General features: G+C 70.1%; 10 protein-coding genes and 1 pseudogene. 7 read left to right on the forward strand and 4 right to left on the reverse strand.

The window, feature by feature from the left end:
• Window positions 1-12 precede the first annotated feature (12 nt).
• A complete protein-coding gene (locus tag ACFHWY_RS24975) occupies window positions 13-4,464 on the forward strand; it encodes an HAD-IC family P-type ATPase (RefSeq protein WP_416582695.1) in 4,452 nt (1,483 codons plus the stop codon).
• A gap of 59 nt (window positions 4,465-4,523) precedes the next feature.
• On the opposite strand, the gene ACFHWY_RS24980 is transcribed toward ACFHWY_RS24975, so the two are convergent.
• The gene (locus ACFHWY_RS24980; protein WP_416582705.1) at window positions 4,524-5,501 is read right to left on the reverse strand and encodes an L-threonylcarbamoyladenylate synthase; all 978 of its coding nucleotides are present in this window, start codon (window positions 5,499-5,501) and stop codon (window positions 4,524-4,526) included.
• Window positions 5,502-5,808: 307 nt separating this feature from the next.
• Complete coding sequence (locus ACFHWY_RS24985; protein WP_416582696.1) at window positions 5,809-6,318, reverse strand: CGNR zinc finger domain-containing protein; 510 nt, start codon at window positions 6,316-6,318, stop codon at window positions 5,809-5,811.
• Window positions 6,319-6,402: 84 nt separating this feature from the next.
• Here ACFHWY_RS24985 and ACFHWY_RS24990 point away from each other — a divergent pair, with 84 nt between their 5' ends.
• The 3 genes from ACFHWY_RS24990 to ACFHWY_RS25000 all read left to right on the forward strand — a co-directional run bounded on the left by ACFHWY_RS24990 (window position 6,403) and on the right by ACFHWY_RS25000 (window position 7,843).
• Window positions 6,403-7,272: an alpha/beta fold hydrolase gene (locus ACFHWY_RS24990; RefSeq protein WP_416582697.1), complete on the forward strand. Its 870-nt coding sequence runs from the start codon at window positions 6,403-6,405 to the stop codon at window positions 7,270-7,272.
• 147 nt (window positions 7,273-7,419) lie between these two features.
• Entirely contained in the window at window positions 7,420-7,593 is a 174-nt protein-coding gene (locus ACFHWY_RS24995; protein WP_416582698.1) for a type II toxin-antitoxin system Phd/YefM family antitoxin, read from the forward strand.
• 31 nt (window positions 7,594-7,624) lie between these two features.
• Window positions 7,625-7,843, forward strand: a complete 219-nt coding sequence (locus ACFHWY_RS25000) for a Txe/YoeB family addiction module toxin (protein ID WP_416582699.1) — start codon at window positions 7,625-7,627, stop codon at window positions 7,841-7,843.
• Window positions 7,844-7,983: 140 nt separating this feature from the next.
• On the opposite strand, the gene ACFHWY_RS25005 is transcribed toward ACFHWY_RS25000, so the two are convergent.
• Both ACFHWY_RS25005 and ACFHWY_RS25010 read right to left on the reverse strand, forming a co-directional pair.
• Entirely contained in the window at window positions 7,984-9,174 is a 1,191-nt protein-coding gene (locus tag ACFHWY_RS25005; protein ID WP_416582700.1) for a hypothetical protein, read from the reverse strand.
• Window positions 9,171-10,100 carry a class I SAM-dependent methyltransferase gene (locus ACFHWY_RS25010; protein WP_416582701.1) on the reverse strand — a complete coding sequence of 310 codons (930 nt, stop codon included), beginning with the start codon at window positions 10,098-10,100 and terminating at the stop codon, window positions 9,171-9,173. Before ACFHWY_RS25010 ends, ACFHWY_RS25005 begins: the two co-directional genes overlap by 4 nt.
• A 273-nt stretch (window positions 10,101-10,373) precedes the next feature.
• Here ACFHWY_RS25010 and ACFHWY_RS25015 point away from each other — a divergent pair, with 273 nt between their 5' ends.
• The 3 genes and pseudogenes from ACFHWY_RS25015 to ACFHWY_RS25025 form a co-directional block, all read left to right on the forward strand.
• Complete coding sequence (locus ACFHWY_RS25015; RefSeq protein ID WP_416582702.1) at window positions 10,374-10,793, forward strand: hypothetical protein; 420 nt, start codon at window positions 10,374-10,376, stop codon at window positions 10,791-10,793.
• 11 nt (window positions 10,794-10,804) lie between these two features.
• Window positions 10,805-11,110 (forward strand): DUF2637 domain-containing protein, encoded by a 306-nt coding sequence (locus tag ACFHWY_RS25020; protein ID WP_416582706.1) that lies wholly within the window; start codon window positions 10,805-10,807, stop codon window positions 11,108-11,110.
• 668 nt (window positions 11,111-11,778) lie between these two features.
• Window positions 11,779-12,401, forward strand: a pseudogene (locus ACFHWY_RS25025) (transposase family protein); the annotation flags it as partial.
• Window positions 12,402-12,618: the final 217 nt, after the last annotated feature.

Here is a 12,618-nt window from a genome sequence, read left to right on the forward strand (position 1 = left end):
GTAGGAGGCAAGATGCGGCTTGGCGCCGTCCCCGTACCACCAGTGGTGGGCGACGCCTCCCGCAGCTTGGGTGCCGCCGCCACCCGGCTGGCCCGCGCGGTCGGGCTGACTAGTCGGCGAATCTGGTCCCGCCCCGGGCGGCACCACATCGAGGTGCACGGCGTCTGCCAGGACGGCGGCGACACGCTGGCCAGCCAGGTGGAGACGGCACTGGAACGGATGCCCGGGGTGCTCTGGGCCCGGGTCAACGCACCCTCCGGCCGGGTGGTCGTCGCGGTCGACACGCCAGGACCGAAGGTTAGCGAACTCGTCGCCGCCATCTCCCGGGTGGAGCGCGCCTGCCCACACGAGCCGGACCCGGAGATCCCGCCGCCGCATCCACCCGAGGAGGGGCCCCGCACCCCGCGTACCCTCGGCGCGCTCGCCTCCGACGCGCTCGGGCTGACCATCTCCGCGGCCACCCGGATCCTGCCCGTCACCCCGATCCCCGGCGAGGTCTCCGGCCTGCTCACCGCCATCGACCTGCATCCGAAGTTACATGCCCTCGCAGGACTCGGCCTGCGCCGCGACCCCCGCGCCGAACTCCTCTTCCCGCTCGCCGAGGCGGTCGTGCAGGGCCTCACCGGCGGCTGGACCGGCATTGTGCTCGACGGAGCGCAGCGGATCGTGCAGTGGGGTGAAGGGCTGGCCCAGCTGCGGGCCTGGGAGAAAGCCGAGTCTCGACTCACCGGAGAACCGGACCGTGCCGTCGCCCGCACGCCCGCCTACGAGCGCCCGTGCCCCAAGCCGGACGGCCCAGTCGAGCGGTACGTCAGCCGGATGCTCGGCGGCGGAGCGGCAGCTTTCGCCGCGGCGACGCCCGTGGTCGGCGTCAAGAGGGCCGCCGCCCTGGGCCTGTCCGCGCTACCCAAGGCACCGGGCAGCGGACGTGAGGGGTACGCCGCCCAACTCGGTCGGATTCTCGCCAGGCGCGGCGTCATCGCGATGGACCGGAGCGTGCTCCGCGAACTCGACCGGATCGACACACTGGTCCTGGATGCCCGGGTGCTCGGCTCCGACCGGGGCGTACTGGTCGACCTGGCTCCACTGCCGGGCGCGGACACCTCCCAGGTGGCGACGCGGGCGTTCACCCTCTTCGAGCCCAACGCCCCCACCGAGGTACGCCAACTCGACGGCTGGCGGCTCGGCCCGCTGGACCGGCTCGACGTGAGCGACCCCGGCGACACCGACGACAGCCGGCGGCTTCGCGCGTCCGGTGGCGACCTGCTCGGCCTCGCCCAGGGCGACGCCCTCACCGCTGTCCTGCAGGTCGAGCCGGAACCGGCACCCGGCGTCGAAGCCCTGCCGGCAGTGGCCCGGCACGCCGGCCTGCGACTCGTCCTGGCTGGTGGCGACGCCCAACGGCACACCGCCGACGCGCTGGTACCCGGGGGCGACCGGCTGGCCGAATCGGTGCGCACGCTGCAACGCGAAGGTGCCGTGGTGATGCTGGTCTCCGGCGACCGGACGGCCCTCGCCGCCGCGGACTGCGGGCTCGGTCTCGCCGAACCCGACGAGCCGCCGCCGTGGGGGGCGCACCTGTTGGTCGGCACGGACCTGAAAACGGTCGCCCTGATCATCGACGCGGCCGGGGTGGCCCGCCGGATGACCGCGCAGAACCTGCGCATCGGGCTGGCTGGCAGCGGCCTCGGCGCACTCGGCGCCTTCACCGCCGACCCCGCCCTGCTGCCCGGACGCACGCTCGCCTCGGTCAACAGCGCGGCGGCACTGGCCTTCGCGCACGGTGTGTGGCGGGCCGGCCGGCTCTCCGAACGGAGCGACTCACCCCCGCCCACCAGCACCGCCTGGCATCTGATGCCGGTACCCACCGTCCTCGAACAGCTCGCCACCGGCCGCGACGGGTTGACCGACAGCGAGGCCGAGCGGCGGCGAACCGCCGGCCCGGGCGAGCTGTCCGGCCCGGGCGGGCTGCTGCGGGCCTTCGTCGACGAGCTGGCCAATCCGCTCACCCCGGTGCTCGCCGCCGGCGCGGTACTCTCCGCCAGCTTCGGCTCACTCGTCGACGCCGCCCTGGTCGGTGGGGTGGTCGGCGGGTCCGCGCTGGTTGGCGCGGTACATCAGCGCAACACCGAGAAGTCGCTGGCGCAGCTGCTGTCCCGCTCCGCCGTCACCGCCCGGGTCCGCCGGGACGGTGCCGAACGGGTGGTTCCCGCCGACGAACTCGTCCCCGGCGACGTGATCGTGCTCGAATCCGGCGACGCGATACCCGCCGACTGCCGGGTGTTGGAATTCGTCGGGCTGGAGGCTGACGAGTCCTCCCTGACAGGCGAGTCCCTGCCGGTTGCCAAGTCCGATCTGCCGGTGGTGGCCGCAGCCGTCGCCGAACGCTCGTCGATGCTCTACGAGGGGACGACGATCGCTGCCGGGCGGGGAGTTGCCGTCGTCGTGGCCACCGGCGCCGACACCGAGGCCGGGCACAGTATCGCCCTGGCCAGGCAGGCACCACCCGCCAGCGGGGTCGAGGCCCGGCTGGGCCGGCTGACCCGGGCCGCGGTGCCGATGGCCGCCGCCTCGGCGGTGGCGGTGGTCGGTGCCGGGCTGCTGCGCGGCGTACCGCTGGCGCAGACCGCGGCGACCGCGGCGAACCTCGCCGTCGCCTCGGTGCCCGAAGGTCTGCCCTTTCTGGTCAGCGCCGCCCAACTGGCCGCCGCTCGGCGACTCGCCGAGCATGGCGCTCTGGTCCGCAACCCGCGCACCATCGAGGCGCTGGGGCGGGTCGACGTCCTCTGTTTCGACAAGACCGGCACCCTCACCGAGGGGCACCTGCTGCTGGTCGGGGTCGGCGACGCGGACGGCTACGCCCCGGTGGCCCAGCTCGACGACCGGCTGCGCCGCACCTTGGCGGCGGCGCTTCGGGCCACCCCGGCGGCCGACGACCCGGAGGAGTTGTCGATGCAGACCGACCGGGCAGTGCTGCGGGGCGCCCGGCCCGTGGGGGTCGACGAACAGCAGGGCGCACCGGGTTGGCGGGCCGCCGGTGGGTTGCCGTTCGAGCCGTCCCGGGGCTATCACGCCACAGTCGGCGAGACCCAGGGTCGCCTGCTACTGAGCGTTAAGGGTGCGCCCGAAACTGTGCTGCCCCGCTGCGCCGCCCGTCGGACTGCGGGGCGCGACGAACCGCTCGACGACGCCGGCCGCGCCGAACTCCAGGCGCTGCTCGCCGAACGGGCCGGAGCGGGACACCGCATCCTCGCTGTCGCGGAGTGCACCGTGGGGAGCCCGGACGTCACCGACGACGGCGTACGCGGCCTCGTCTTCACCGGCTTCCTGGCGATCGCCGACGGGGTACGCGCCAGCGCCGCACCGGCGGTGCGCCGGATCCGGCAGGCCGGCGTGCACACCATCATGATCACAGGTGACCACCCGGCGACCGCGGAGGCGATCGCCACCACCATCAGCGACCACGACGAACAGCGGGTGGTCACCGCCACCGAACTCGACCAACTCGACGACGATGCCCTCGCCGAGCGGCTGGCCACCACCGACGTGGTCGCCCGCTGCACCCCGGCGCACAAGGTTCGCATCATCCAGGCGTTGCAGAAGTGCGGACGGACCGTCGCGATGACCGGCGACGGCGCCAACGACGCGCCCGCCATCCGGCTGGCCGACGTGGGTATCGCCCTCGGTCAACGGGGCACCCCGGCGGCCCGGGCCGCCGCCGACCTGGTGGTCACCGACGACCGGCTGGAAACCATCATCGCCACCCTGGTCGAGGGCCGGGCGATGTGGTCCTCGGTGCGCCACGCACTGAGCATCCTGGTAGGCGGCAACCTCGGCGAGATCGCGTTCAGTGTGCTGACCGCCGCCACCACCGGCCAGGCCGCGCTCAACGGGCGTCAACTGCTGCTGGTCAACCTGCTCACCGACATGGCCCCCGCGCTGGCCATCGCCGTCCGACCACCCGGTGACCACGCCGACAACCTGCTCCGCGAGGGGCCGGACAGGTCACTCGGCCAGACCATGACCCGCGAGATCGGGCTGCGTGCCGCCGCGACCACGCTGGGCGCGACCGCCGGCTGGACGCTGGCCCGCTACACCGGCCGCCGGCGGCGCGCCGGCACCGTCGCCCTGGTCTCTCTGGTCGGGACGCAGCTCGGTCAGACGGTGCTGGCCGGCGGCACCAGTCCAACCGTGCTCGCCTCGACCGCCGCGTCGTTCGGCGTACTGGCGGTGGTGGTGCAGACGCCCGGGCTCAGCCACTTCTTCGGCTGCACCCCCCTCGGGCCGGTCGGCTGGACCATGGCCACCGGCTCCGCGCTCGGCGCCACCCTGGCCAACGGCGCACTCACCCAACTGGTCGCCCGCCTCCCGCAGGTCGGCAACCCGGAGCAGGACGAGCCGAAAGACGAGCCGGAGCCCTCCCACAATGACCCGCAGCCCGCATCCACCACTTCCCCTGCGTGACAGCAGCGGCCCATGGCCTGACGCTCTGCCGGAGGTCGTGGTCGCGGCGCAGCGGGGTGTCAGCCGGTTGGTTGCCAGGTGGCGGCTGCCCGCCGAAGCCGATCGTTGACGGCCCGACCGAGGCCGACTTCCGGTACCGGCTCAGCGACGATCTCGGCTACCCCGGCGGCGTCCAGCCGGTGCAGCGCGTCGAAGAGTCGGGCGGCAGCCTCGGTCAGGTCACCGCTCACGGAAAGCACCTCCACCGCGGCCCAGCCGTGCACCGGCCGATCTCTGAAGGCCAGATAGCCACGCCGTCCCCCGCCCGACGTGGGTTCGGCACCGGGCGTCCCGTCGGCGGCCGGCAGCAACCGCAAAGGCGTACGCGGGGCGTAGTGCGCGGCCAGCGTACCCGGTGCCACCGGCTGCCCCGAGCTACCCGGACGCACCGCCACCGGACCGGTGACCCTCGCCAACTCCTCGACCGACAGCGCCCCGAGCCGCAACACCACCGGACGCTCGCCCCGAGCATCCACGATCGTCGACTCAATTCCGCACCGGGTCGGCCCGCCGTCCAGCACGAGGTCAACGGCCCGGCCCAGACCACGTACCACATGCTCAACCCGGGTCGGGCTGAGCTGACCGAACCGGTTGGCGCTCGGCGCGGCCACCGGCACCCCCGCCGCAGCGATCAACCGCCGGGCGTGTTCGTGGTCGGGTACCCGGATCGCCATGCTGGCCAGCCCGGAGGTGACGATCGGCGGAATTCCGGCGGGCCGGTCCACGATCAGCGTCAGCGGCCCCGGCCAGAATCGAGCTGCCAGCGCCGCCACCACCGGGGGTACCGGACCCACCAGCGGCTCCAGATCGGCGGCGTCGGCAAGGTGGGTGATCAACGGATCGAAGCTCGGCCGCGTTTTCGCCTCGAAGATCCGGGCCGCCGCCCGCGGGTCCAACGCGTTCGCGCCCAGGCCGTAGACAGTCTCGGTGGGAAAGGCCACCAACCCGCCGGTACGCAACACGGCAGCCGCCTCGGCAAGATCGCCATCGGCGGGCAGGACGCGGACAGATCCGGTTCTCACCCCACCGACGCTAGCCTGCCACCAGTCGCCTGCCCGGCCGGCCCCCGCAGCCACCGGCTTCGGCCGCCGGAGCGGGCCGCCAATGCGGCGGCCAGTTCCGAAGGCAGGGTTGACCAGGAACGTTCCCGCTACGGGCCGGAGGTGAGGTACCACCATGCGAACCAGGCGACGACCATCCCATGGTGACCCCGTTGCCGCTGCGGATGCGCATGTCGTGAGCGCGGCCGGGCGCACGATCAGGCCTTCTGACGGAGATCGCAGTCGTAGGCCGTTCCCGGGCCGGTCAGAGTTCCGTCCGTATCCTGCGGTAGTGCCGGCGGGCTTTCAGTCGGTTACCGCAGGTTGCCATCGAGCACCAGCGGGCGGTGTTCGAGCGACTTCGATCGACCAGAAAGAGGCGGCACTCGCCGTTCGCGCAGGGTCGGAGGCGGCCGGGGGCGCTTTCGCGCAAGGCGGCCCAGCTGAGCACTGCCCGCGCGACGCTGCGGTGATCCGGCGGGGCGACCAGCGACCAGTCGAGCCGCGTCGCCGTCAGCCATGGTGCCTGATGCACCCCGACCAGTAGTGGTGCGAGGGAGTCGGCGGGGCGATCGCCGCGGGCCACCTCCTGCAACAGAGGGCGGGCGGAGCGTACGGCGTCCAACTCCTCCCGGGTGCCGGTACCGCCGAGGCCGCGCAGCCTCAATCGTGCCTCGGCCGGGTCGGCGAGGAGGTCCTTCGCCTCGCCGTCGAGCACCGGGGTGCTGTTGAGGATGAACAGCAGGAGTTCCTCGTCGGTGGAGATCACCGTCACTGAACTAACCTCCATTGCCGGCTTGCATGGTTAGGATCCTAGCACTAGCTTCATAACCACTGAATCCGGCAATGGAGGTTAGAGATGCGAGTGTTCCACCGATACGCCGTCGTGGAGGGGCATCGGCTCTTCTATAGGGAGGCCGGTCCGTCCGACGCTCCCGCCGTGGTGCTGCTGCACGGCTACCCCAGCAGTTCGTTCATGTTCCGCGAGCTGATCCCGAGGCTGGCCGACAGATACCACGTGGTCGCCCCCGACCACCTCGGCTTCGGTCAGTCAGACAGTCCCACGGTCAACGATTTCGATTACAGCTTCGACTCACTCACCCGACTCACCGCCGGCCTGCTCGACCAACTCGGCCTGCAGCGGTACGCCATCTACGTGCAGGACTACGGCGCGCCGGTCGGGTGGCGGCTCGCCCTGCAGCCCCACAGCCCGGTCAGCGCCGTCGTCAGCCAGAACGGCAACGGCTACGACGCCGGCTTCGTCCCCGACTTCTGGAACCCGATCTGGGCGTACGGCGAGGACCGCAACCCGCAGACCGAGGCGGCCCTGCGCACAGCGCTAGAACGTGACGCCATCGTCTGGCAGTACACCCACGGCGTGCCGGAACCGAGCGTAGTCAGCCCCGACACCTGGACGCTGGACCACGCTCTGCTGCAGCGTCCGGGCAACGACGAGGTCCAGCTACGCCTGTTCCACGACTACCGGACGAACCGCGCTCTGTACCCCCGGCTCCAGGAGCACCTGCGGATCAACCGGATTCCCGTACTGGCGGTGTGGGGTGGCAACGACCAAATCTTCTCACCGAATGGGGCGACAGCCTTCGGCGAGGACCTGCCCGACGCCGAGGTGCACCTCCTGGACGGGGGGCATTTCCTGCTGGAAAGCGCTCTCGACGAAGTCACCGAACTCACCCGGACCTTCCTCGGCCGAGCACTGCGCCCCAGCTGACCTCATTGTCGACGCCGGACATGGTCGACCACTGTGCATGGGTACCATGTGCGGCGGCTGGCCGATCCCAGGAGAGCCTGATCGCCCAGCGGCGGGCGGGGCCGTGAGGCATGGGCCAACTACAGCTCGCCTACACCTTGAGCCAGCATGCGAACCGAGAAGCACAGGTCAGCCCAGGCCGCTGTCATCAGCTCGCTGCGCGAGTACGAGTCGTTGAAGGAGACGGCCTACCTGATGGCCAGCCCCGCCAACGCGCGCCGTCTGAATGAAGCCGTCGAAGAGCTGCGCAGCGGGGGTGGGGAGATGGGCGATCCTATCTGACCTGGCAACGAGATCGCCAGATGCTCAACGAGTGAACGCCTCGATCGAGGCCATCCGACGCAACGGCCACCAAGGCATTGGCAAACCGGAGCAGCTCCGCGGCAGCTGGGCGGGATTCTGGTCGAGACGCATCGACCAGGAACACCGCCGCGTCTACCGGATCAGGGACGACACAGTGCAGATCGCGCAGGGCCGCTACCACTACGAAGGAGTTAGAGGACCCGGCCCGTCCAGCACCGCGCCGCCGTAAAGTGGGCCGGACGTACCACCATGCGAACCAACCGACGACCATCGCTGGTGACCCGCTGCCGCTGCATGTGGGCAGGTGAAGTCGATGATCGGGGAACGTCAACTCGACCAGGGGGGACCGGCCGTCCAGTGCCGATCCGATCACGAGCTGCTGTTACGCCTACCGCTGCGAACCCTGTCCCCGTCAGTGTTCCGTTTCCGGGACCAGAAGATCGTCGCGCCCAGCAGGCCGGCGGCCAACAGGGCCACCCCGGAGACGGTTACCGCCTTCGTCTGCCCGTTCACGTCCGGCAGCAGGAAGGCGGCGATGTCCAGCATGAACGCCGCGGACGCGACCACCGTGAGCGCGGCGGCGACCCGATTGAGCCGCCCGTCCAGCTGTTCGCTGCGCAGGGAAGACTCGGCGAGCAGCGAGGCGTTCACGTGGTTGAGCAGCTTCTCCGCACGCTCGTGCGTACCGTCGAGCCCGATGGTCTCACGGGCGGCGAGGTAGGTGGCGCGGTGGTCCTGGCCCGACTCGACGCGGTACGCGTCGAGTCGGTGGTAGTCGGCCCAGACGCTGTCGAGGAAACGACGAAACTCTGGTCCCTCGAGCCGTCCAGGGATCGCCTGGGCCAGTTCGGTCAGGATCCGGAGCCCGCCGGCGCTGGCGCCGACCAGCACCGACTGCTGAGCGACGGTGATATCGGCGGGTTCGAGCATCGTCAGGATGTCGTCGATACGTTCCGGGGACGGATTGTCGTCCCAGGCATAGGTGTAGGGCAGCAGGATCTGGCAGCGGGGGCCCAGCACCAGTTTCGGCACCCGACAATCTGGTTCCCAGGCAGGCTCTCGGGCGATGAAATGACAGTTGTATCGAACGGCGCGGGGGTCGACCTCCTTCCATTCGGAGGCCGCGGCACCACCGGGTGGTACCACCAGGTGTCCGAGAAGCCCGGACTGCTGCGCGCCGGCCAGCACGTCCCCCAGCAACGCTCGGTCGGCTTCGCGGAGCTTGCGGTTGATCGTCGCGTCCAGCGCGGCCAAGTCGTGCGCGTCGAGCTTTCGGAGATCGGTCGGGTGGAGCAGGGCGTACGCTACGAATACGGCACCGGCGGCGAGGAGCCGGATCCGACAGCTGACGATCGTTGCCTCGGGCAGGCTGACCGTGGCCCGGACGATGTCCGTGAGATCGACCTCGAGCGTTTCCTCGGAGTTGTAGGCCAGCGAAGCGAGCGTTCCCGGGACGGGGTGAAGCTCACCCCGTCCCGGCAGCACCACCCGCTTCACCGTACGGTCGAGCGTGTAGTGCAGGGGGTAGGCCCTGGTCTGGATGTGCAGCACATCGGTCATAGCCTGGCCACCGCCACATGCTCCGGGATCAGCTCGGTCTCGGGTACGACGACCGCACCGAGGTACCTGCGCTGGAGGTCCTCGGGACTGTGGTTGTCCACCGGGCTGCCCACGATCGTCGAGAGATCACTGGTCGTCAGGTAGGTAGCGTCTTCGGGCACCGACCGCTTCCGGAACCACCGGCGTTGCGCTGACAACACCGGATGGTCCATGGTGGAGAACGGCCAGTAGCTGACCATCGTCAGGGTGTCCGGTCCCGCCGAGACCCCCAGTCCGACGACCGCCCTGGCGCCATCCGGCGGCAAATAGAAGATCAGTCCCTCGGCCACGTACGCGATGGGCCGCCCGGCGGCGAACTGCCGGATGCGGCCCAGGAGACGACGACGTGCCTCCGGGTCGTTGAGATCCGTCGCGATTTGATCGACATCTCGTTGATCGAGCACCCCGGCTGCCCGCAGCTCGGCAACTCGTCGCCGCTTGGTCGCCACGATGTTGGGCAGGTCGACCTCCATCGCCGCGGCGAACGGCAGCAGCCATGGGTACGAGGAGAAGCCAGCGCCGCACACCACCAGCACCGTGTCGCTGCGCTTCTCCAAGGCCTGGGTCAGGGTTTCCAGGATGATGCGGCCACGCAAAGACACGACCAGGTCGTCGTGGGGGTACACCGATTCGGCAAATTCGTCCCACATGCCCCGAACCGCGCCGCGTTGCTCGCCCGAAATCCACTCCCTCGCCAGCGGATCGGCCGCGAGATCCTCCCGCCGTGCTCGTGATTCGTTGACTAGGTAGGCGGTAATTCCGACATCGTTGTGCACGTCCACATAGAACCATGAATCGCCAACATGACAGATGCCTGCGACGCAGGCGCTCCTGCACTCGATCATGCCGCCCGACTGAGCATCCCCCGTGCACGGATGCCGCACCACAGCGGCCGGAGTTCCGTCAGCGTACGGTCAAGTTGGCCGCACTCAAGATAATCGACAGTCAGCAACCATCCAGCGCCAACGGGTGGAGCAGCCGTACGGCGAGATGGCCGGCGGTCTTCGGCGCAGGCTCGAGGGTCGCGGCGCGACGACCCGGCCGCCAACCGCTGTTCCACAGGTGGGCCGGAGGCACCACCATGCGAACCACACCGCCACGATCGCCGGCGACCCGCTACCCCTGCGTTTGCCCAGCTCACGGGCATCGGAGGGTGCCCGATGAACCCGGCCCTACCGACCGATCCACCGGTGCGATTCGCCGATGCGGAAGAGATCAACCCGTTCCAACTCCTTCTCGATCTTCCCGACCGTGCCGTCGCCCGGACGCCGGAATCCGGACTCGATGATGTCCTGGCGGAGCTGGCGTTGTCTGGTGCGATGGTGTTTTGGTGGACTCGCTGGCAACCCTCGATGATCCACGCTGCCCTGCGGGCGGGCGCGGACCTACCGGACATCGTGAGAGCGACCGGCCGCGGCGCGAGCGACGTCGGTCGACGGTGGCGGCGATGGGCTGATGTCCAGACGCGGCTGGACATCGGCGGACGTCCGTCCATGGGTCCCGTCGAGGTCCGGGCCATCGAGCGACGTTTCGGGCTGGGGGTGGTTCGATTACGCCGACCCGGCTTGCCCGAGACGTGAGCACGGTGGCGGTGGCCGGGATTGCTGCCTGGTCGTCGTGGAGTCACATGGTCGCCGTGGCGTTGAAGTTCGGTGAGCGTCCCGAGGTCGCCTATGTGCTGCCGCTGTCGGTCGACGGGATGCTGGTTGTCGCGTCGGCGGCCATGGTCGAGGATAAGCGCGCCGGTCGTCGGGTGCGCCTATCGGCTCGGACGGCGTTCGCCGTTGGGGTGGCGGCCAGCATGGCGGCGAACATCGCGCCGCCGAGCCGAGCCTCGGCGCGCGGATCGTGGCGGCGTGGCCGGCGGTGGCGCTGCTGCTGGTCGTGGAGATGCTGACCAGAGCGCAGCCGGCCTCGGGCAACGACCCTCGAACGCCAGACGCCGTCCACCCTCAGCAACCGTCGGCCTCCGATGCTGCGTCTGCGCCACGACTGGAGTCGCACCCGTCGGACTCGGTGACTGAGACGAAGCAAGCGCAGCAGGCCAGAGTCGCCGACGGTTTGACGACCGTTGGTGTCGCCGCCTCTGCGGCAAACCGAGCGACGCAAGGGAGTCACAGGACACACGGAGCGGACGGCAGAAGTCGTAGCCCGGCTGCGGGCCGAACGTCCCCAGGCCAGCCTGGCGGAGTTGGCTGTGGCCGCCGGCGTGTCAGAACGTCACGTCCGACGCCTTGCGGCGGACAGGCTTGAGGACGCGAGACAACCAGCAGATGGCTCTTCTTGGAGTTCCCAACAAAATGATCCTGGGTGATCATCGGTCTCGGCGTCTACTGCGTCGACATCCTTGCCGCTGAACTTCCCGCCGAAAGGCCACCGCTACTATGACTAGGCCTTCATCGCCCTGCCCCACCCCACCGACGCTTACGGCGGGCACCACTGAGGTCTTTTCATCGTGATGGGCCTGGTCACGGTGGGTGCGGGGAAGGGCGTGTCGACATAGGAGGAGGCTCCCGGTAAGACAGCAGTCGACCAAGATCCGATGCCCCAACCGGGAGCCTCGCTGTGCTGTCTTACCCGTCCGCGGTCGCGCTGTCCAGCCGCACCCTGAACCACCTGGCCGACCTCATCCGCGCCGAACTCACCCGCCGCCGGGGCCGGTGGCGGCGCCTCGACGCCGGCCGGCAGGCCCTCCTCGCCCTGGCCCATCTCCGAAACGGTGACACCATCGCCCGCCTGGCCTGCGGCTTCGCGGTCAGCGTCACGACAGCCTGGCGGTACGTCCGGGAAGCCATCGACCTGCTCGCCGTGCACGCCGAGGACCTGAACGCGGCCATTAGGCGCATCAGCCGGCTCGCCTACGCGATCCTCGACGGCACCCTGATCCCCATCGACCGGGTCGCGGACCAGAAGCCGTACTACTCCGGAGAGCACAAGCGCCACGGGATCAACGTGCAGGTCATCGCGGACTGCAAGGGACGCCTCATCTGGGCCTCGCCCGCCCTGCCCGGTGCCGTGCACGACCTGACCGCCGCCCGCACCCACGGCCTGATCGACGCGCTGAGCAACGCCAACGTGATCACCTTCGCCGACAAGGCCTACCAGGGCGCCGGCGGCGCATCGGCACGCCCTTCAAGCGCCGCCGTCACCGGCCGCGACTGTCCCGCCGACAGAAGACCGTCAATCAACGAGCTACGCCACCTGTTCCACACCCGATCGTCGAACCCGCCCGCCTGCCACGGCGACCCGCTACTCTGGTCAATCCGCCGACGCCGCCACCAAGCCGGAGCCATGACCAACCACCACTCCCGACAAGCCCTTGTCGAGCCGTGATCACGATCCCCGGGCCAGGGCTATTGCGTTCTGGGGTAACTGCTGGTCACGGCGGTTATGAGGTCGTGTGAG

This window comes from Micromonospora sp. LOL_024, from assembly GCF_048060415.1.
GTDB lineage: Bacteria > Actinomycetota > Actinomycetes > Mycobacteriales > Micromonosporaceae > Micromonospora.

Coding starts and splice junctions, on each gene's coding strand:
- ACFHWY_RS25005 (WP_416582700.1), bottom strand. CDS start 9,174: ATGACCGATGTGCTGCACATCCAGACCAGGGCCTACCCCCTGCACTAC.
- ACFHWY_RS24975 (WP_416582695.1), top strand. CDS start 13: ATGCGGCTTGGCGCCGTCCCCGTACCACCAGTGGTGGGCGACGCCTCC.
- ACFHWY_RS24995 (WP_416582698.1), top strand. CDS start 7,420: ATGCGAACCGAGAAGCACAGGTCAGCCCAGGCCGCTGTCATCAGCTCG.
- ACFHWY_RS24990 (WP_416582697.1), top strand. CDS start 6,403: ATGCGAGTGTTCCACCGATACGCCGTCGTGGAGGGGCATCGGCTCTTC.
- ACFHWY_RS25015 (WP_416582702.1), top strand. CDS start 10,374: ATGAACCCGGCCCTACCGACCGATCCACCGGTGCGATTCGCCGATGCG.